16 protein-coding genes and 2 tRNA genes are annotated in these 19,137 nt (G+C 40.2%); 8 read left to right on the plus strand and 10 right to left on the minus strand.

Annotated features, from left to right (window positions below; all coding sequences use genetic code 11):
• Nucleotides 1-74: 74 nt before the first annotated feature.
• Together Q0976_RS18095 and gloB are read right to left on the minus strand one after the other, a co-directional pair.
• Complete coding sequence (locus tag Q0976_RS18095) at nucleotides 75-1,628, minus strand: LysM peptidoglycan-binding domain-containing protein (protein ID WP_299495280.1); 1,554 nt, start codon at nucleotides 1,626-1,628, stop codon at nucleotides 75-77.
• A gap of 89 nt (nucleotides 1,629-1,717) precedes the next feature.
• Nucleotides 1,718-2,509: a hydroxyacylglutathione hydrolase gene (gene gloB / locus Q0976_RS18100; protein ID WP_299495281.1), complete on the minus strand. Its 792-nt coding sequence runs from the start codon at nucleotides 2,507-2,509 to the stop codon at nucleotides 1,718-1,720.
• Nucleotides 2,510-2,684: 175 nt separating this feature from the next.
• On the opposite strand from gloB, the gene Q0976_RS18105 reads away from it, so the two are divergent.
• Both Q0976_RS18105 and Q0976_RS18110 read left to right on the plus strand, forming a co-directional pair.
• Nucleotides 2,685-3,437 (plus strand): class I SAM-dependent methyltransferase, encoded by a 753-nt coding sequence (locus tag Q0976_RS18105; RefSeq protein ID WP_299495282.1) that lies wholly within the window; start codon nucleotides 2,685-2,687, stop codon nucleotides 3,435-3,437.
• A 10-nt stretch (nucleotides 3,438-3,447) separates the two neighbouring features.
• Nucleotides 3,448-4,350: a LysR substrate-binding domain-containing protein gene (locus Q0976_RS18110; RefSeq protein WP_299495283.1), complete on the plus strand. Its 903-nt coding sequence runs from the start codon at nucleotides 3,448-3,450 to the stop codon at nucleotides 4,348-4,350.
• On the opposite strand, the gene rnhA is transcribed toward Q0976_RS18110, so the two are convergent.
• The gene (rnhA, locus tag Q0976_RS18115) at nucleotides 4,345-4,818 is read right to left on the minus strand and encodes a ribonuclease HI (RefSeq protein ID WP_299495284.1); all 474 of its coding nucleotides are present in this window, start codon (nucleotides 4,816-4,818) and stop codon (nucleotides 4,345-4,347) included. The genes Q0976_RS18110 and rnhA overlap by 6 nt on opposite strands.
• Before the next feature lie 74 nt (nucleotides 4,819-4,892).
• On the opposite strand from rnhA, the gene dnaQ reads away from it, so the two are divergent.
• The 5 genes from dnaQ (at nucleotide 4,893) to Q0976_RS18140 (ending at nucleotide 7,918) form a co-directional block, all read left to right on the plus strand.
• Complete coding sequence (dnaQ, locus tag Q0976_RS18120) at nucleotides 4,893-5,621, plus strand: DNA polymerase III subunit epsilon (RefSeq protein ID WP_299495285.1); 729 nt, start codon at nucleotides 4,893-4,895, stop codon at nucleotides 5,619-5,621.
• Between the two features lie 69 nt (nucleotides 5,622-5,690).
• On the plus strand, nucleotides 5,691-7,070 hold the full coding sequence (locus Q0976_RS18125) for a TIGR03503 family protein (RefSeq protein WP_299495286.1): 1,380 nt from the start codon (nucleotides 5,691-5,693) through the stop codon (nucleotides 7,068-7,070).
• Between the two features lie 178 nt (nucleotides 7,071-7,248).
• Nucleotides 7,249-7,325, plus strand: a tRNA-Asp gene (locus Q0976_RS18130).
• Nucleotides 7,326-7,378: 53 nt separating this feature from the next.
• Nucleotides 7,379-7,455: transfer RNA gene (locus Q0976_RS18135), tRNA-Asp, on the plus strand.
• Between the two features lie 331 nt (nucleotides 7,456-7,786).
• A complete protein-coding gene (locus Q0976_RS18140) occupies nucleotides 7,787-7,918 on the plus strand; it encodes a hypothetical protein (RefSeq protein WP_299495287.1) in 132 nt (43 codons plus the stop codon).
• 61 nt (nucleotides 7,919-7,979) lie between these two features.
• On the opposite strand, the gene Q0976_RS18145 is transcribed toward Q0976_RS18140, so the two are convergent.
• From Q0976_RS18145 to nhaC, 5 genes are all read right to left on the minus strand, one after another.
• The gene (locus tag Q0976_RS18145; RefSeq protein ID WP_299495288.1) at nucleotides 7,980-10,403 is read right to left on the minus strand and encodes a hypothetical protein; all 2,424 of its coding nucleotides are present in this window, start codon (nucleotides 10,401-10,403) and stop codon (nucleotides 7,980-7,982) included.
• 546 nt (nucleotides 10,404-10,949) lie between these two features.
• Nucleotides 10,950-12,170: an alpha-xenorhabdolysin family binary toxin subunit A gene (locus Q0976_RS18150; RefSeq protein WP_299495289.1), complete on the minus strand. Its 1,221-nt coding sequence runs from the start codon at nucleotides 12,168-12,170 to the stop codon at nucleotides 10,950-10,952.
• 159 nt (nucleotides 12,171-12,329) lie between these two features.
• Nucleotides 12,330-13,265, minus strand: a complete 936-nt coding sequence (locus Q0976_RS18155; protein ID WP_299495290.1) for a LysR family transcriptional regulator — start codon at nucleotides 13,263-13,265, stop codon at nucleotides 12,330-12,332.
• A 433-nt stretch (nucleotides 13,266-13,698) separates the two neighbouring features.
• Nucleotides 13,699-14,514, minus strand: a complete 816-nt coding sequence (locus tag Q0976_RS18160; protein WP_299495291.1) for a hypothetical protein — start codon at nucleotides 14,512-14,514, stop codon at nucleotides 13,699-13,701.
• A gap of 79 nt (nucleotides 14,515-14,593) precedes the next feature.
• A complete protein-coding gene (gene nhaC / locus Q0976_RS18165; RefSeq protein WP_299495292.1) occupies nucleotides 14,594-15,991 on the minus strand; it encodes a Na+/H+ antiporter NhaC in 1,398 nt (465 codons plus the stop codon).
• A 107-nt stretch (nucleotides 15,992-16,098) separates the two neighbouring features.
• On the opposite strand from nhaC, the gene Q0976_RS18170 reads away from it, so the two are divergent.
• A complete protein-coding gene (locus Q0976_RS18170; protein WP_299495293.1) occupies nucleotides 16,099-17,025 on the plus strand; it encodes a LysR substrate-binding domain-containing protein in 927 nt (308 codons plus the stop codon).
• On the opposite strand, the gene Q0976_RS18175 is transcribed toward Q0976_RS18170, so the two are convergent.
• Entirely contained in the window at nucleotides 17,018-18,286 is a 1,269-nt protein-coding gene (locus tag Q0976_RS18175) for an inorganic phosphate transporter (protein WP_299495294.1), read from the minus strand. The two genes, Q0976_RS18170 and Q0976_RS18175, sit on opposite strands and share 8 nt — an antisense overlap.
• Before the next feature lie 23 nt (nucleotides 18,287-18,309).
• A complete protein-coding gene (locus tag Q0976_RS18180; protein ID WP_299495295.1) occupies nucleotides 18,310-18,990 on the minus strand; it encodes a TIGR00153 family protein in 681 nt (226 codons plus the stop codon).
• Between the last annotated feature and the right edge of the window lie 147 nt (nucleotides 18,991-19,137).

The raw sequence follows: 19,137 nt of genomic DNA on the forward strand, positions 1-19,137 counted from the left end.
TTGCAGTAAAGAGTGATAAAAAACGCGCTTCATAGAGAAGCGCGTTTTTTATATTGACCATGAAGAGTAAAGTATTAGGTTCTTACTTTTGTCATATCGACATACAATTTCAGCATCTGACCTGGTTGGATATATTTTTGCTTTTCAAGTGCATTCCATTTGACCAACTGGTTGACACTAACATTAAATTTACTGGCTATTCGTGCGAGTGAGTCACCACTTCTTACCTTATAACGTACGGTTCTCATAATCGAATTAGCGCTAGTACGGCCATCAGATGTCCAAATAACCAGTTTTTGACCTATTTTAAGTCGATCCCTAGGGGACATATTATTCCAGCTGGCTAATTGTGATACTTTGACCTTATAGTTGCGTGCAATTTTCCAAAATGAATCGCCTGATTTGACTTGATAGTTGATTTTTGCAGACGCACGTTTACGATTCTGTTTACGGCTGGTGCGTTGTTCTAATGATAGGGCATATTGCTTTGGGTTTTGTGCTGCAATGGGGATTAATAAGTATTTCCCTGCAACTATGGTTGTGCCCTTGATGTCATTGACCGCTTTAAGTGCGCCGATAGTGGTTCGATAATGTTTAGCAATCTTGCCTAAACTGTCACCTGATTTCACTTTATACCTTTCCCAGTTCAACCTATCATCAGGCTCAGTTTGAGATAAGGCTTGTTTAAAGTGCTTTGCTTTACTAATAGGCAAGACCAGTTGATGCGGACCTTGGGGCGCTGTTGCCCATCGATTGAATCCTGGGTTGAGTTTATGCAGTGCGGATGTCGACATGTCTGCTAAATTAGCAGCAACCGCAAGGTCGATTTGATCGCCAACATTCACAACTTCTATCTGAGGCTGGTTTTTAATGGGTTTTAGCTTTATACCATATTTATCAGCATTTTTTATCACATCGGCTAATGCAAGCAATTGTGGCACATAACGTTCTGTTTCAGTAGGCAAATCAAGGGACCAAAAGTCTGCAGATAGGCCTTTACGTTTATTGCGTTTAACGGCATTTAAGACTCGACCTTCGCCCGTATTATAAGCGGCAATGGCATATAACCAGTTTTGATTGGTTTTTTTATACAAATATTCCATCATATCAAGGGCGGCCACGGTTGCAGCAGGCACATCACGTCTGCCGTCATACCACCAATTCATCTTTAAACCGAAGTATTTAGCCATTGGGGAGGTGAATTGCCATAACCCCGATGCTGCTCCAGCAGAATAAGCAAAAGGATCGAAGGCGCTTTCTACCACAGGCAGTAATGCTAACTCCATAGGAAGATCGCGTTTTTGTATTTCGTTAACAATAAGATATAAAAAAGGCGTGGCACGTTCAGAAATGCGTTCTAAGTGCTTGGGATGCTTGATATACCAATTTCGATATTGATTGACTAATTTATTATCGGGCACCGTTAAGTGCATATTTAACCTGATCCGTTGCCAAACATCGGTAATAGCAACGGGGGAAGTCATGGCTTGTTGGCCTTCTTGTGTCACAATTGGAACGGCTGAATACTGTGTTGCCGTTTCAGCTGTCACGGGTTTAACAGAGTCTAATGATTGACAACCCGTTAGCAGAGAAAACCCCCCTGCAATAATAATGTAAGGTGCGCGCATGGAAAACATTTATCCTCAATTAAGGTCCCAAACACTGTAACTTCATTGGTTCTTGGGGACTCGAATAGCGCTGCATTGTATAGTATTTTTTAGACTGTGTCCTTCCATTGACGTAATAGCGCAAAAAACGTGCTTTCTTTAAGGGGTAATTGCTGGAATTTCTGTTGAATTGCGTGTTGAATTGTATCGAAATGGCAGCGCAGAAAAGGGTTGATTTTGCGCTCTAGTCCAATGGTAGAAGGTAATGAAGGTTGATTGTTTTGTCTTTGTATGGCGACTTGTTCCTGATAGCGTTGCAGATCGATATTATTCGGATCAACTAAAAGCGCAAACTTCAGGTTTGCTAAAGTATACTCATGAGTGCAAAACACTTTTGTATCATCAGGTAATTGGCTTAATGTCGTTAAAGAGGAATGCATTTGCTCAGGCGTGCCTTCAAATAAACGTCCACACCCTGCGCTGAATAACGTATCACCACAAAATAAATTATCACCGATTAAATAGGCTATATGGCCTAATGTGTGGCCTGGAATTGCAAAGATATTGACCTCAATGTTTAGGTTTTTTAACGTCATGTTTTTTTCGTTATAAATGGGTTGATTTATTCCCTCAATGTTTTCTGTTGCAGGGCCATAAACCGCAATGGGGACATTATTATTGTGCTGTTTGGTAAAAGCGTTAAGTGCAGTTATGCCACCAACATGGTCGATGTGATGGTGGGTAATTAAGATCCCAGCTAAGTTCAGTTGGTGTTGCTGAAGATAACGAATGACAACGTTAGCATCGCCAGGATCGATAACATAGACTGAAGGGTTATCATCTTGTTTAATGAGCCAAATATAATTATCGTCAAAAGCGGGAAGTGGAATAATAGTTAACATGGCAGTCTGCAATGTGAGCAAAGGGTGTTTGCTATTGTAATAACAGGTGAGTGCTTTTGTATAGCGAAATAGGGGCACTGAATTGGCTTGTTTTTCTTTTTTTAGTTAGAAGTACCGACAAATCTGAATAATTAGGGTTATGATAGGAATATGAAAATGGAGTTGGAGGTGACTTTTGTTGCAGCATTCTACGGTGTTTCCCCCTACAAAGTGGAGCGAACTGCCTAACGGAGAGTCAATTCGTTTTACCGTTGAGCAGGCATTAATGTCTTGGTGGCCAAGAATATTTGGTTATTATTTGCTGAATCTCGGTTCCCTCAGCGCCGATATGGATAAGGCTGGCTTATCGATTCAGAACCAGTATTCTCTGTATGATGCCCCGACGGCCGATATTATGGCTGAGTTGACGCATTTGCCGATCCAAAATACGGCAGTTGATGCGGTTATCATGAACTTTCTATTGGAATTTAATCCAGATCCTTATCGTTTATTAAGAGAGATAGATAGAGTATTAATTGCTGGTGGGTATTTAATTATTGTGGGTTTTAATCCGATTAGCCCTTTATTTGTTGGAAAATTATTATCTCAATATCAACATACTTTGCCATGGAGTGGGCGTTTCTTTACACCTTACAGAGTAAAGGATTGGTTAGGGGTATTAGGTTACCAAGTGGTTAGTGATGAGCGAATGATCCATCACCATTTATTGAGCCGAATGACGCATAAGAAACAATTTTGGCAACAAAGATTAAAATCATGGTTGCCCAGTAGTGGCAGTGTATATGTCATTGTGGCAAGAAAGCTTGAGGTGCCATTAACGCCATTACAAGTAAAAAAAGCCGTAAAGCAGCCTAAGTGGCGTCCGGCAACCGCTGGTCGAGCGAGACCTGCTTCCTCGTTATCCGAGAAAGAATCACTTCAAAAATAAGAATGATGTAATGCGTATAACATTGAAACAATTGATGGTATTTGAGGCTGTTGCTCGTAGCGGGCAAGTGGCTAAGGCAGCTCTTTCCATTAACTTATCGGCGCCAGCAACATCAATGGCGTTGTCAGAATTAGAAAAACAACTTAATGCTCGTTTATTTGAGCGGGTGGGTAATCGATTACATTTAAATGCTCAAGGACGATTATTATTACCCTTAGCCACTCAATCTATCCAAGGTATCAATCATATAGAGCAACTTTTCACTCAACAACAAAATCCTTTATCGGGCGCATTAAGGATCAGTGCTAGCTCAACCATTGGGAACTATTTACTTGCTAAGAGCGCAGTCGCATTTTGTCAGCAACACACTGCAGCAAATGTTGATGTGAATATAGAAAATACTCGAAGTGTGATTGGAGCTGTGCTTAATTTCGATAGTGAGGTGGGCTTTATTGAAGGGGCGTGTGTTGATAGCCGTTTAGAGGTCGAAGCTTGGTATAAAGATAAATTATTGGTTTTTTGTCACCCAGCTCACCCATTAGCAGGAAAAAAGGTTAATGCGGGAGAGATCACTCCATTCCCTTGGGTTATGCGAGAAGAAGGCTCGGGGACTCGAGAATATTTTATCAATGCCGCGCATCAATTGGATATACAGCCCATTGAAAAATTCAGGTTTTCTTCTTCTGATGCGGTGAAGCAAGCAGTGAAGCAAGGTGGAGGGCTGGGTGTATTATCAGAACTTACTTTAGAAAAAGAGTTAGCACGTAAAGATTTCGGTGTGATCCAAGTAAAAGGCTTGGTACTTGAGCGGCAATTTTATCGAATTAAGCATAAAGATTGCCAGTTTACAGTGTTAGCCAATACTTTTATGCGCTTTTGTGATGACTTTTTGCGGTTAGGGGCTTATTCATAATGGATTATAGCCTATGTCTTTTTGTATTGGGTTGGCTTCTGCGGCTTGCCTCGCTAAGGTATCACAGCGCTCATTATCACTATGACCACTGTGCCCTTTTACCCAGCGCCAATCGATATCGTGCGGCAAAATAGCATTGTCTAACCGTTTCCAAAGATCTACATTCTTTACGGGTTGTTTACTTGCGGTGAGCCAACCTTTGCGCTTCCAACCATGGATCCATTGCGTGATCCCTTGGCGCATATATTGACTGTCGCTGGTTAAAATAATCTTGCAAGGTTCTTTCAATGCCTCAATGGCAATGATTGGGGCTAATAATTCCATGCGATTGTTTGTGGTTAATGCGAAACCTTCCGCAATTTCTTTGACATGTGACTTATATTTCATCACTATGCCATACCCGCCAGGGCCTGGGTTTCCTAGGCAAGAACCATCAGTATATATAGAGAGTTGTTTCAGTTGGGTCATCGAATTGATACCATAGTCATTATTGGCTCGCTGAGCATTGTACTTAAATTGATTTTAATAGTGTAAAAAATTTTATGAATATCATTTCCACTGCAAAACGCCAAGTTATCTTAGATACGGAAACGACAGGGATGAACCAAGGTGGAGGGGCCATTTACCTTGGTCATCGAATTATTGAAGTGGGTTGCGTCGAAGTGATTGACAGACGGTTAACCGGAAGGCATTTCCATGAATATATTAATCCTCATCAACTGATTGATGAGGATGCCATTAAGGTACATGGGATCACCGATGAGTTTGTGGCAGATAAACCGAGTTTTTATCAAGTTGCTCAGCGTTTTATTGAGTTTATTGATGGGGCAGAAATCGTCGCTCATAATGCTAACTTTGATGTGAGCTTTATGGATCATGAGTTTTCATTACTGCAGCCAATGGGGCCAAAAACGGCTGATATTTGCCAAGTGGTGGATTCTCTTGCGGTAGCAAAATTTTTGCATCCAGGCCAGAAAAATAACCTTGACGCATTGTGTAAACGCTATGGCATTGATAACTCCCGTCGTGAATTACACGGTGCATTACTCGATGCTGAAATCTTAGCGGATGTTTATCTGCTCATGACAGGTGGACAGACCAAGTTTAATTTATCCAATGAAAAAGCGGGTCAAGAATCCGGTGGAATTAATCGCTTGAGTACTCAGCGTGCCGCATTAAATGTGATTTTAGCGGCTGAAGATGAATTATCTGCTCACGAAAATCGACTGGATATTGTGGCTAAAGCGGGTGGGTGTATTTGGCGAGAATAATGTTCAGCTGTTGTGAGTAATATTAGCCTGTAACGATGCTTTATTGGTGAACAGAAGAAGTGAGTGGTTATGGATAGCAGTTTAAAGGGAAGACGACATGTTTACTGTTTTATTATTTTTTTATTATGCTCAATTGAGACCGGGCTAAGCTTTGCGTCTTCTAGTGAGCCCCATCAGCTTGATGCCCATGTATTTGGTGAGAAAAGGGTTGAAAATGCAAGTGAATTAAAGAATCGATTTAGAATTGATCATAAAGTGTCTGGATTGACCTTATTTGTGCAAAGAGAGTTTGGTTCAGCACCTGTGGTGATTGTCTTACCGGATGGACATAAATGGTATGCTGATCACCATCCGACACACGTCAAGTGGGCACAGGGACAAGCAGGAGATATGATTATTATTGCAGATCCTATGCCTGGACCTTGGCAGTTGTTAGGGCAAATTAATCCGGGATCGACGATCACTAAAGTGTCTGATTTATCGATTCAAATCGATCCTATTCCGCAACCCGTTTTTCAAGGGGAGCGTTTAAAATTAACCGCTTCTTTGACCAATGAGAGTGATAGGTTGCGTTTACCTGGGCTTGATTACCTTATCAAATGGCAAGCACGCTTTATGAGTGCTGGAGACTCGCGAGATGAAAATTTTGCGTTGGGCAGTATTGATGTCGGTCAATATTTAGATAATGGAGAAGCGTTTGATGAAGCGCCAGATGACGGCGTATTTACAAGTTTACTGGACTTTAATCAAGCTTGGGGAGATTATATTTTTGAGGTGAGGATGTATAACGCGATTTTTGAACGAGTACATCAACTCGCGTTTAGGTTATCGAAAAGACCCATCAATGTTCATTTTATATCTGAACTTTCTTCTAGTGACGTGGAAAGAAGTGTGTTACTTGATGTCGATGATACGGTTCTTTCTTTGGCAAACACACAAGTGATGTTGGAGATAATTGGACCGACAGGCATTAGAAAAGTTGTTGAAATAAAAAATATTGTTGAGGGGCTGACATCGATAAAACTCCCTAAAGTCACTCAACTTGGAGGGTACCGTGTCAATGTGACTGCTGTCAGTACAGTGAAAAAGAGGGGGGCTAGGCAGCCTAATCATTCAACTGCCCGTAGAGAAATCTATTTAACACTGCCAGCATTATTTTTTAATTTGATCCAACTTCCACCTCATTTAACATCTGAAGAATTGATGGCGGTGAATTTAGAGCATGCTGTGATAGCGGAGGAAATGGCTAAACGTCGAGCATTAATGTGGATTATTGCGGGGAATGTCACGTTATTATTACTTGTGGGGATTATTTTTGGTTGGTGGTATAGACGTAAGCAAGCCATTAAAGCCAAGCTTGCTCAACAGCGAGGTTTTAGGCAGAGCCAAACGGAAATGAGCATGATGCTCGATGAGATAGATTTAACCTTGCCTGATGGCAAATTCTAGACTGGGCAGCTTAGTTAATGAAATGAATAAAGCTAAGCTGTATTATTGGTAGTCGATTTACATTGTTTTGTTCTAAATTTATTCGTCTTGGTTGTTTTTTGAGTGATTGAAAGGCTTAGGTTAAAAAAGTCATTGACGCTTAGGGCTCACATCCGTATTATTCGCTGCAACTTGATGTGGAGCGGTAGTTCAGTTGGTTAGAATACCGGCCTGTCACGCCGGGGGTCGCGGGTTCGAGTCCCGTCCGCTCCGCCAGTCAAGTTAACCAAATTTTATATTAATCGATTTATGTCTATTAGTGAAAAATTGGAGCGGTAGTTCAGTTGGTTAGAATACCGGCCTGTCACGCCGGGGGTCGCGGGTTCGAGTCCCGTCCGCTCCGCCAATACATCGACAAGCCCTAACAGAAATGTTAGGGCTTTTTCGTATTGGATTCAAAAATAAAAGAAAATTAAAAGAGCGGCCACTATTAAGCATCCATGCTCTACATGACATCAGTGCCTCCATGCAGTTCTCAGCCCTGATAAGAGTTCAGTTGTGCAGGTATTGTTCCATACATTATTCAACAGTCACCCTATCCTTGGGGATTTTAAGGCTTTTTATTAGAGAAAGTCGGCCTGTCACGCCGGGGGCCGCGGGTTGGGTTGTCATAAAGAGCAAGTCCGCTTCACAACATTTCGATAAGCCCTAACAGCAATGTTAGGGCTTTTTCATGTTTGTCGTATTTATTAATGTTTGTTGTTGTGACGTTGCGGGTACATCCGCCTCAGCTTAGCGTTCGTAAGCTCACGGTCTATGCCGTACTCATTCACCAACATAATGACTATATTGAAGGTGGTTATGCTTGATAACTGACTCCATTTATGGACGTTTTAACATTTTTGAGTTTATTATTGTGAAAAAATGATATTAGTTTTTAGGAATAGCATTACCCATAAATTCAATATGAATGCTATCGACTAAACTTAAATCAATGTTACTGGGCTCTCTTAATGAAAAAGACCAGGTGGAGAAGGGAGTGGGTTCGAAATAAGCAAAGCTGAATTGATCAGCAATGCTACCATCTGTAATGAGGTTATATTGATTAGAAGTTGGACTGGTATCAAGGAGTTCATAACCGAATAAACGATAAAGAGGATTGGCATTAAACGTATATTCATTGTCTTGCCAGCGATCTTGATACTCTCCATTACTCTCAATATCAATAAAGTAGTCTGTGTTAATAGGTAGTTGACTGCCTTGTAAGACCACTCTTATTGTGCTTAAACGTACTCTATCGAATAAGCTAAATGCGCTATGCTCTTGGCTTATATGTACACTCAATGAGCCATCAGCAGCAAAATCAGCTAATTGTTGAGGATCGGTGATCTCAATGCTGTTGATGTAGAAATTTTGTGGTGAAGGCGTAAATCGATTAAGCGCTTGAGTATACTCATCATCGAGTGTGGCTAAATCAAGTTTATATTCTAAGTAATCTTTATTTAGAGAAGGGCTGACCTGACTCTCATTTAACCCCCAATATCGAAATGCGGCTTCATAGTTTGCAAGTGCAACAAACATAGGGCGTTTTAGACTGTTTAAGTTACGATAAAAAAGAGTTTCAAGTTCAAGTAAAGCGCTTTGTTCATCCTCAATATTTGCCAGCAAGCTTTCAATGCGTGTGAGGTGATTTTTATTGACTTCAGCCGCAATTAATAATTCGACTAGGCGAGATTGTTCTTGAGCAATATCGATTTGTATCGCATTAATTGATTTACCATAAACGATGAGTTTCTCAAGTTCAGCCAAGTAACCTGCTGCCCCCACAACACCTAGACTACTGGCCCAGCGAAGGTGAGAGCGAACATCAATCAATAAGACTTCCCAAGCATTATTACTTTCATGCAATGAAGGAATATTAAAGGTTAAGTTTTCAAAACTGTCTGCGACTTTATCATAGAGGAGATCACGTTTTACTGTCGTGGTGAGACTGGCCATGCCATTGACGGCTCCTGTGACTTTTTCAAGTACACCTGCCACTAGCTTTATTTTGAGAGCTAGCTCTGTTAATTGTACGGCTGTATCAGGAATATCTGCAGCTAATGAATTGAGTCCTTCGACATTACCGACAAATGCGCCCGCCATGGCCGATCCAATAGAACTCACTGCGGTAAAGACTTCTAAGGCAACTTGTAATTCTTGTTTTGTTTTCCAATTCTCAAGGCCAATAAGGAAGGCTGAGCGGGCGGAGAAAACACTGGACTCTTGGGCAGAAAATTCTTGTTTAATATTGGCAAGTGCATTTTCTAATTCGGTAATATTGAGTACCGCTTGATCTGCAATAGCCGCTTCAGCACGAATAGCATCTTCCATGTTGTCTAGCATGAGCTCTGCTTCAACTTTTCGCACATTGGCAGTTTTACTTTGATCAACAAAACGTTCATATTGACTCTGATAATCTTGCATCGTATCTAAATAACTGGCATAGGTGGCTTGGTATAGCTGCCTGTCCAAATAAGGAACATAGTTTTCACTTTGGCTGGAAAACTCAATGAATTGTTTTAGGTTAGCGGTTTGCAGATAGAGATTTGCAATAAAAGGATTATCTTGTAATACAGTGGGAGATAATCTGAGGTGGCTTTCTAACCATGAAAGCATGTTCAAACTTAAAGTGGGATCTTGATCATACATTGAGGCAGCCATATCAAAACTTTTTTCAAAGACAGTTTGATAGCCTTCAAGGTTGAGTTGAAGGTAGCCACTTAAGTCCCCGCTAATGTGTTGAGTTTGATGTTGACCCGTTAGTTGTGTGATCAGTTGACCTTGACCTAATGGGCTGGCTTGAAGAGGCGTAAGATCGTAATGGCCGTCAGATTGGATGGCGAGAGTGCTCAAACTTGCCGTTAACTCTTGAGTAAATATACCCACCATTTCATTGCTTTGGGGATCGCTGTCTAATGTTATGGTGCCATTGCCTTCTCCATTAATTTGTCGTGCAAAAATGAATAAAGATTGGTTTTTTAATGGGAGTAGAAAATGATTGGGCACGCTAATTGTATCGGCGACAATAACGATGCTGGTTGGTTTTTTTGAGCCAATCAGTGGATCACTTAAGACATCTGATAAATTTATATGTAAATCAGCAACAATCATAGCTGTTGAAGTGATCGAATAGGTGTGTTCTGAAAAATGTTGAGGCAGTGAAGTGGGCTCTGTTAAGCCATGAAAATCGGTCCAATTGTTTGCTTGTGACTGTACACTAAACAATAAGCTGGTGGCCAATAAACTTGTCGATAGTCGGCGTGTGGGGAGCTTATATGGGGTCAATAAGCGAGTCGGTAATAAGGTGCGCATAGACATTCCTTCTGATATGGCTTGAGGTTTTTTTGTAAGTGCATTTAGATTATTGGAATATGAAGATCGTACTAAAATGTAAATACGATCATTTGAAGAAATAAGGCTAGGGGCGATTGATCTTTTGTGATGATTTACACAGTAATTCTTGAGCGCTTTATATAAGGTAAAGCTTATGCTGTGTCGTTATTCTCGGCTTTGTTTCCAGACGTCATGCTATTTTCTCAGTTTGATGTTTAGCTCTTGGTTATTCTGACAATAAGAGACATTTCCTATATCCATATAGATCAGGTTAACAAATGTCGTGTTCACATCGATGTGAATATTGACATAAGGCCATACATCAGTAAGCGAAACGCTGTCCTCACTTTCTTATTAAAGCCGGAACCATTTAAACGTGATTTACTCTGTGTTGTCGGCCTCTTCTTTATTAAAGAAAAGGTTTAACAGGCGAGGCTACATGCACGACGCCTTGATTAAAACACGTTTGTTTGGCGGTAACTTAAATCACTAAAGAGTGGCTGCCCTTAACGATTATTCATCAAGTTACAAAGATTCATCTTCAACGATGATATAAGCATTTTGAGCAAATTCTGTTGCTTTTTCGGATATTTCCTGCCATTCAGTTTGAATTTGGCTGACCGTTAAAGAAGCAGTGATACTTGCCACTAGGGCTAAGGCATTATCTAAACCATTTTCGCCTTCTGTAGAAGCAATATGCTCTAACATTGCGTCAAAATCGGCATTAATGCCTTGCCAGTGACCTTTAAGTTTATTGATATGAGTGATAGCGGCGCGAATTTTATCTTCCATCCCTACAATGCTTGCATATGATTTTTGATAAGAGACGTAAATATTTTCTCTATAAGTTAATTGTTCTTGAAGTGCCTTTATATCATTTTTCAATTGATTTCTTTCTTTGCGGGCTTTTTCGGCTTTATCGCCATAAATGCCAGCAACAGGAGCTGCAGCAAGAATACCGTAAACGGGAACCCAAGCGTAAGTTACCGTTGTTGCTGCGATGGTAACGTATTTATCATATTCAGCATTAAGCTGATTGACCCTAGCTTGAATTTCTGCGATTTGAACTTTTAGCTCACTTCCATCATCTTGTAAGTAATCAGCATGGGTCGTTCTCAGTGTATCAAGTTGACCACTTTGTAAGGCGATATCAGCGGCAAAATTGAGTAAATCGGCTTCGGCTTTCGCCGTGTCAGCTTCACGGGTGACAGCATAAGATTTTAGAATATTTAATAATGAAATTGAAACTGCTCTTTGTGTTTCAGCTGTGGCTAAATCCCCGGATAATGCAGCTGTTTTCATGGTGACTAAGCTATCAATTAAGGGCTGCATAAACATGGCATGAATGTCAGCATAATTACTGAGTTCAAGCGCTAAGCTGACAATATTAGGGTATAAGGTTCGGTTCCAATTATCTGCGGTAGTGTTAACGGAGACATATTCATCCAGTAAAGGCTGAAAAGTGGTGAATGCCACATTACTTGGAATGACAAAAGCGTTAATCATGGAGGCTTCAGTGATGGGAAGGCGCATGGCTTCTTCAACGTAGGCTTGGATAGTGTACCATTCTTCTTGTTTAAGTAAGAATGCATCAGATTCAAGATCAATAAATTGACCATTGGTGCCAGCGACAGTGTCATAATCAATGGGGTCGATAGTCGTGGCATGGAGTGGAGCCATGACGCTAGCACTAATTAATGAAAGGGCAAAAACAGATTTAATTATTTTTTGAGTTGTTTCTTTCATTGTTATACTTCCTTATTGAGTTTTTATTTAGGGCAATATTAAGCGTTAGTTTTTAAATGTATTTTTTATTGTTATAATAAAGATAATTATAATAAAATAAAGTACTTCATTGGAATATGATACATTCTTAATTAGAATATATGTATCTCTCAATATTGTTTAGTTAAAAACAATAGATGGTTTTTTTAAACTGTTTTTATTGATAATAGGGTTGTTAAAAAAAATATCGTTGTAGTGTTTAATAAAACATTTTACCTTTAATGGGACAAAATGGTTTTGTGGATATACAGCGTGTATTGGAAATGCCACTGGTGAATATTCTGGCAGCAGAGGGATAAGCTTTCCGGCTTGTATATCTTCATCAATTAGCCATTGAGGGAGTACGGCTATCCCTAGGCCGGCAACTACAGATTGTTTGAGCACATCACCAGAGCTGGATTTTATTGAACCATGAATTGTAATACTGGCTTTATTTTTTTTATATATAAAATTCCAATGGTTAAACTCCCCTCTTTGAGTAAAGCAGAGACAATTATGCATCTTGAGATCATCTAACGTTTGTGGTGTTCCATGTGATTCTAGGTATTGGGGACTAGCGACTAACACTCGTTCACAAGAACCAATTTTTCTTGCTATTAGGTTAGAGTCGGCTAAATGACCGATTCTAATGGCCACATCAATACCTTCATTAACTAAATCAACTCGACGGCCTAAAAGATCAATATCAAGATTTATCATTGGATATTTTTTTTTAAATTCGATTAAATGAGGAGTAATAAATACTCTACCAAAGGTATCTGGTAAACTCATTCGTAAATTACCTGTTGGCATTAATGTATTTTCTTTTATTTCGTTTTCTGCTATTTCAAGCTCATTAAGAATACGTATACATTGTTTATAATAATTAGATGCGACATCAGCAAGTAATATTTTTCTAGAGTTTCTAATGATAAGTTTTGTCTCTAAGCTTTCTTCTAAGGCTGCGATTCTTTTACTAATAGAAGATTGTGTCATATTCATTTCAGAAGCGACGGCAGTAAAGCTGCCTAATTGAATGATACGGACGAACACTTTCATTGATAAAAAACGATCCATTTATTCACTCCATTATGTTCCTACATATTTTTATACCTGTGATCAGTTTTAATGGCTAATAAAAAATAAAATGAAGTGTGTGAATGTTTAACGTTTTATTAACGTTTTTTGAGAGCAAATAAAGAATAAACTGAGAATAAAAAAAAACTTGTGATATTAACGTGTGTGTAACAAGAGGGTGTAATATGTATCAGTTTGATATCATTGGTATTATTTTGCAATCAATTATGTTTAATAAATGTTTTGCATGTGTTTGCATTATGTTTTGTTTTGGGGTCTGACCTGTTTGTTTTTATGGTTTTAAATTGATTATTATTTTAACTTATTCAATCAATAATGCTCAGTATGAGAATTATTTGATAAAAATGGTTGTTTGGCCAGCGAAAGTGCGCTGGCCTTAATGCGAATAAGGGAGGAGTAAAGGCGGGTGGAGCTATTTTATAAAGTTAACTTTTGCAAGCTCACCATTATTTTGTCGAATAATGACAGTTGAAAAGGCTTTGGTGACAGAATAAATGACCATATAACGACCGGTTAAAAAAGAGTCAGCATGGATAGTCCATGGTGCCATGTTGATGCCGTAACCATAAGGAATCGTAAAAGCAGAAACTTCGCTTTCGCCTTTATGATTTTTCTTACCGATAATGAGGTAACCGCCTGCACTGGGATCCAGTGGCATATGAAAATGGGGCCTATCATGGACTTCTAAGTAGGCTCCACCACCCATGATGGGATCAAATAGATATTCTTTTGCATAATCTTCACCGATAGCGGTAATGGTTAAAGGAATATTAGCGTCAGTATCAAAGCTGAGAGTATCACCTAATGGCACAAGGTGGCAGCCATAATAAGCAAGGTGTGCAAACGTGGCTTCGGCTACGGGGATATTTAAACTCTTGGTGCCTTTTGGTAGTAAATATCGACCATTCCCGCCAAGAATATTAGCATCATCAATAGTCAAATCAATATGGCTTATCCATTCTCCTTCTAGTGTGAGGTGGGGAGGGCAAATGGGTGAGACTAATGGAGCCACAGCCTTATCTTTAGCGGGTGTAAAACCATTTAGCGTTAAAGTATACGTTTGTTTTGGCGCAGCATAACCAATAAAATTTTCGGTACGCATATAAGCGTTATCGGTATTTCCTTCACGATTAACTAATAAAGCAGGAATGTCATTAATGAGATCGGCCGGTAGAGTGCGTAAGCTCTGTAAGCAGTCTGATTGCAGGAGGGTCGTATCGATACACATGGTTTGTTCCTTAAGCTTGATATTGGGTCATAGATAGAGGGATGGGAGTGATATGAAACTACAGATCATCTGATATGGATCAAGTAGTTGGTTTATATGTTAAACTTGATGTTTTTTTGAACATGGCAATGCCCAAATACGCAAAGGCAATAGACAATAATGGATTTAGCCAATTAAGTATGGCCCAAGGGGCATAATCAAACACGTTCACTCCCAAACTGGATGAAAAGAAAGCACCTGCAGTGGTCCAAGGGATTAAGGCCGTCGTTAATGTTGCTCCTTCTTCCAGTGAGCGGGACATGACTGACCTATCAAGTGACTGATCGTCAAAGGCTTCGCCAAATAAACTTCCCCCGAGAATGATAGACATATAGGCTTCTCCCATGGCAACATTGCCAATAAAACAGGCCAATATTGTGGTAGCCACTAAGGTGCCAGTACGCTTTACTTTTACAAGAATGCCTTTAATTAAAACATGTAAGAAACCAAAGTGATTTAAAATGCCTCCCAAAGCGAGCGCCATTAACGCTAAAGACAGTGTCCACATCATTGAGGCCATTCCGCCGCGATTAAACAAAATATCTAAATCATTAAGGCCAGTACTGAAGTCGCCGCCTTTATATAAAGAGGCCAGTACAGCGCTCAAATCCGCATTTTGAAGCCAAATGGCTAATATGACGGCAACAGTGGATGCGCTTAACATTGCCACTTCAGCGCTGTACTTTTTGAGACTCATAATAATCATCACGGCTAACGGGAGTAAGCTGAGCAGGCTAACGGAGTATGTGTGAGTAATGGCGCTTAAAATAATACTTAAGTCAATTTGAGTATGGCTATTTTGGCTATAAAAGATGCCTATGAAGCTAAAAATGATGAGGGTGATTAAAAATGCAGGACCTGTCGTGTAGGTCATGCTTTTTATATGGCGATACAGATCAGTACCTGATGACATTGCTGCAAGGTTAGTGGTATCTGAAACCGGTGACATTTTATCGCCAAAGCTGGCACCTGATACGACCATGCCTGCAATAATTGGTATCGGCAGTCCCATTGTTTGGCCTAGGCTAACCAATACGACACCAGCAGTGCCTACAGTGCCCCAACTTGTGCCTGTTGCAATTGACATTAGGCTGCACAGGAGTAAACCTGCGGGTAAGAAAATACTCGGTGAAATAAAGGTTAAACCGTAATAAATCAAGCTGGCGAGCGTACCACTTTGAATGAGCGCCGCGATCAAGACGCCAATTAATAAGAAAATATAAATAGCGGGTAAAGCCGTTTGGATCCCTTTATTCATTGCCTTACGAATGGAAGTAAATCTATCTTGACTCAAAGGAAGTGCACTGAACCCTGCAATAATCAGACTGATGAGCATGAGACTATGTAAGCTAGTGTGTAAATAGAAATGGCCAAAACCAATCACACAGATAATGGCTGAAAAGGTCACTAAGGACTGTAAGAAACTGGGTGTTTTCAAAATGCCACTCCTAAATTTAGGGTTATATCGTTATTTCAAGCTAGCAAAACTTAATTGAATCTTCTATCCTAGTTTACTTAACAACGCATTAGTAAAAACTTATAGCTATGTTTATTCTACCTTCATTACAGGCTTTAAAAATATTTGAATGTGCCAGCCGGCATGATAGTTTTACTCAGGCTGCAGATGAGCTAGGGATCAGTCAGAGTGCGGTAAGTCAGCATATAAATAATCTTGAAATACGAGTGGGTTTTAAAGTCTTTAATCGTGAAAGTAAGTGTATTATTTTGACGCCATCTGGGCGTGCTTTATTAACCTCTGTGACGGTTAATTTACATCATATACAGCAAACTATTGAGATTGAAAGGCGTAAAAAACATAGTAATGAGTTAGTTATATCGACCCCTCCCGGTTTTGCTATTCGCTGGTTATTTCCACGTCTATTGGCATTTAATCAAGCATTCGAACATATTAAAGTGACAGTGAATACAGTATCTGATCCCCTAAATTTTAATCTATATCATGCTAATGTGGGCCTTTTTTATGGCGAAAAAGACATCGAATATGTTAAAAGTGAGGCTTTATTTGAAGAGCATTTATTTCCTGTTTGTTCCCCTGATTTTATGCATCAGCATAATTTACAGCCACCTTTGAATTTAAAAGCATTAAAAAAACTTATGACGCTACCCTTATTAGGAGAGGAAAGTACGCAGCATAATCGGGACACTTGGCGTGATTGGGCTCAATCACAGAATCTCTCTTTTTCAAATAAACAACCTCTTCGTCAGTCTCTATCCAATATTACCTTGCAGCTTGCAGAGCTGGGTCACGGGGTGGCGATGGGGCGTACCTCTTTAGTGATGGATGCTTTGAGTCGTGGCCAACTCGTGGCACTGACGAGAGCGGAAATAGACAATCCTTGTCATTATCATGTAGTCCATAATCCCATGATGCCAATAAGTGACAGTTTGGCCACTTTTATCACTTGGCTGCAAGAAGAAGTGAAAGCAATAAGTGTCGCAGCCCCTAATTAAAGATCCCTTTAATGATGTAGAAAAAGACAATAGACAAAGCGGCACCAGCGGGGAGGGTGACAATCCAAGATATGACAATATTGCGCACAACGCCCATATTAATTGCAGCAATGCCTCTGGCCATTCCCACTCCTAATACCGCCCCAACTAAGGTTTGAGTTGTTGAAATGGGTAAGCCTGTACCAGAGGCGATAACCACCGTTGAAGCGGCAGATAATTCGGCGGCAAAACCTCGACTGGGTGTGAGGTGAGTAATATGAGAACCAATGGTTCTCATGACCCTTTGACCAAAAATGGCCAAGCCTAAAACAATACCGAGTCCGCCTAGGGGTAAAATCCACCAGACTAAAGGAGATTGACTTGCAATGACCCCTCCACTATTCACGATAGACACAATGGCTGCTAATGGTCCTATGGCGTTAGCGACATCATTGGAACCATGTGCAAAGGCCATACAGCAGGCCGTCATGATCATGAGTATGGCGAAAACACGTTCAACATTAGCAAAGTGACTATCTTTATCGGCTTTTGGATCTAATGTTAATCGACTAATCGCAATAATACCGATAATCGTGATTAACACGGCAATACCAATAGCAATGGTGTAGGATTCTACATTACCCACATTGAGCCCAATATGTGATAACCCTTTTTTTAAGGTAACAAGGGAAATAACAAAGCCTGCGAGTCCCATATAATAAGGAACAAAACGTTTAGCATTTCTCAGAGGATCGTCAGTATCAAAGATGAGTTTTTGAACACTTTGAAAGATAATATAAGCCAGCACGCCAGAAATGGCTGGGGTAATGATCCAAGAGCCGACAATGCCACTGACTTTACCCCATTCGACGGCATCAGGGCTGACGCCCACAGCGGCAAAACCAATGATGGCCCCCACAATAGAATGGGTGGTGGATACAGGCCAGCCCAAGGCTGAGGCGGTGACTAACCAGACACCTGCGGCCAACAAAGAAGCCAACATGCCATATACAAGATATTGTGGAATATCGACAAAATATTGAGGGTCAATGATGCCGCTGCGAATGGTATTTGTGACTTCCCCTCCCGCTAAATAGGCACCAGCGAATTCAAAGATCATGGCGATAATGATGGCTTGCTTTATTGTGATGGCTTTTGAACCAACAGATGTCCCCATCGCATTGGCGACATCATTAGCGCCTATTCCCCATGCCATGAAAAAGCCAAAAGCTGCTGCAATTCCAATTAACCATGGACCATTTGTGATTAATACATCAACCATATCTTAACTCCAATAACATTTGGCTATGCGCGGGCTAACATCAGCTCCAATCGCGCACCAACACTTTCGGCTAAATCGGCTAAATCACCTACCCATTCAATAATTTTATAGACTAACATGACATCGATAGGGTTCAGTGTGTCTTCTATTTCAAATAGTTGCCTGCGAATAGCGACTTGCAATATATCAGTATCTTCCTCGATACTATCAATTTTCCTGATCATTTTTTCTACAAGGTTGACTTCTCGACCTGTAAAACCAGTTTCAAGTAGATCTTCCAGTTCATTAATGGCTTCTTTTGCCATCGTGACGGCATCAAGGCTTCTATTAAGGTAGGCTAAGAAAGGGGAGTGAATTTGTGTCGGTAGCATTAGCTCGCGGCCTAGAATACGTCCAGAAATGTCTTTTGCTTTATTGGCTATTCTATCCTGATGACTGAGTAGTTCTAATAAATCGGTTCGTTCCACAGGCATAAAGAGCCCGCCGGGTAAGGTTAAACGAATTTCTCGTTTTAAATTATCCGCTTCTTTCTCAGTTAAATTGATTTGCTCTCTTATTTTCACTGCATTATTCCAATCACTCGATAGGGCAGCGTTGAAAAATGGAGTGAGAAGGCAAGCACAGTCATGAACTTTGTTTATATGCTTTTGGAGTGGTTCAATGGGCGATTTTGCAAACACGTTTAAAATAGAGTTGATGGGCATGGCCGTTTACCTATTTTTGATGATGCGACTTTAAGAAAAATCGAGGGCATGTTAGCGTAAGCTTTATGCAATTCAAATGATAAAACAGCTTTTATGGCTATTTTTCGCCCTTAAACACAATGCTTCAACATCAAAGTGTAAGTAAAA

Source organism: uncultured Shewanella sp., from assembly GCF_947501665.1.
Classification (GTDB): domain Bacteria; phylum Pseudomonadota; class Gammaproteobacteria; order Enterobacterales; family Shewanellaceae; genus Shewanella.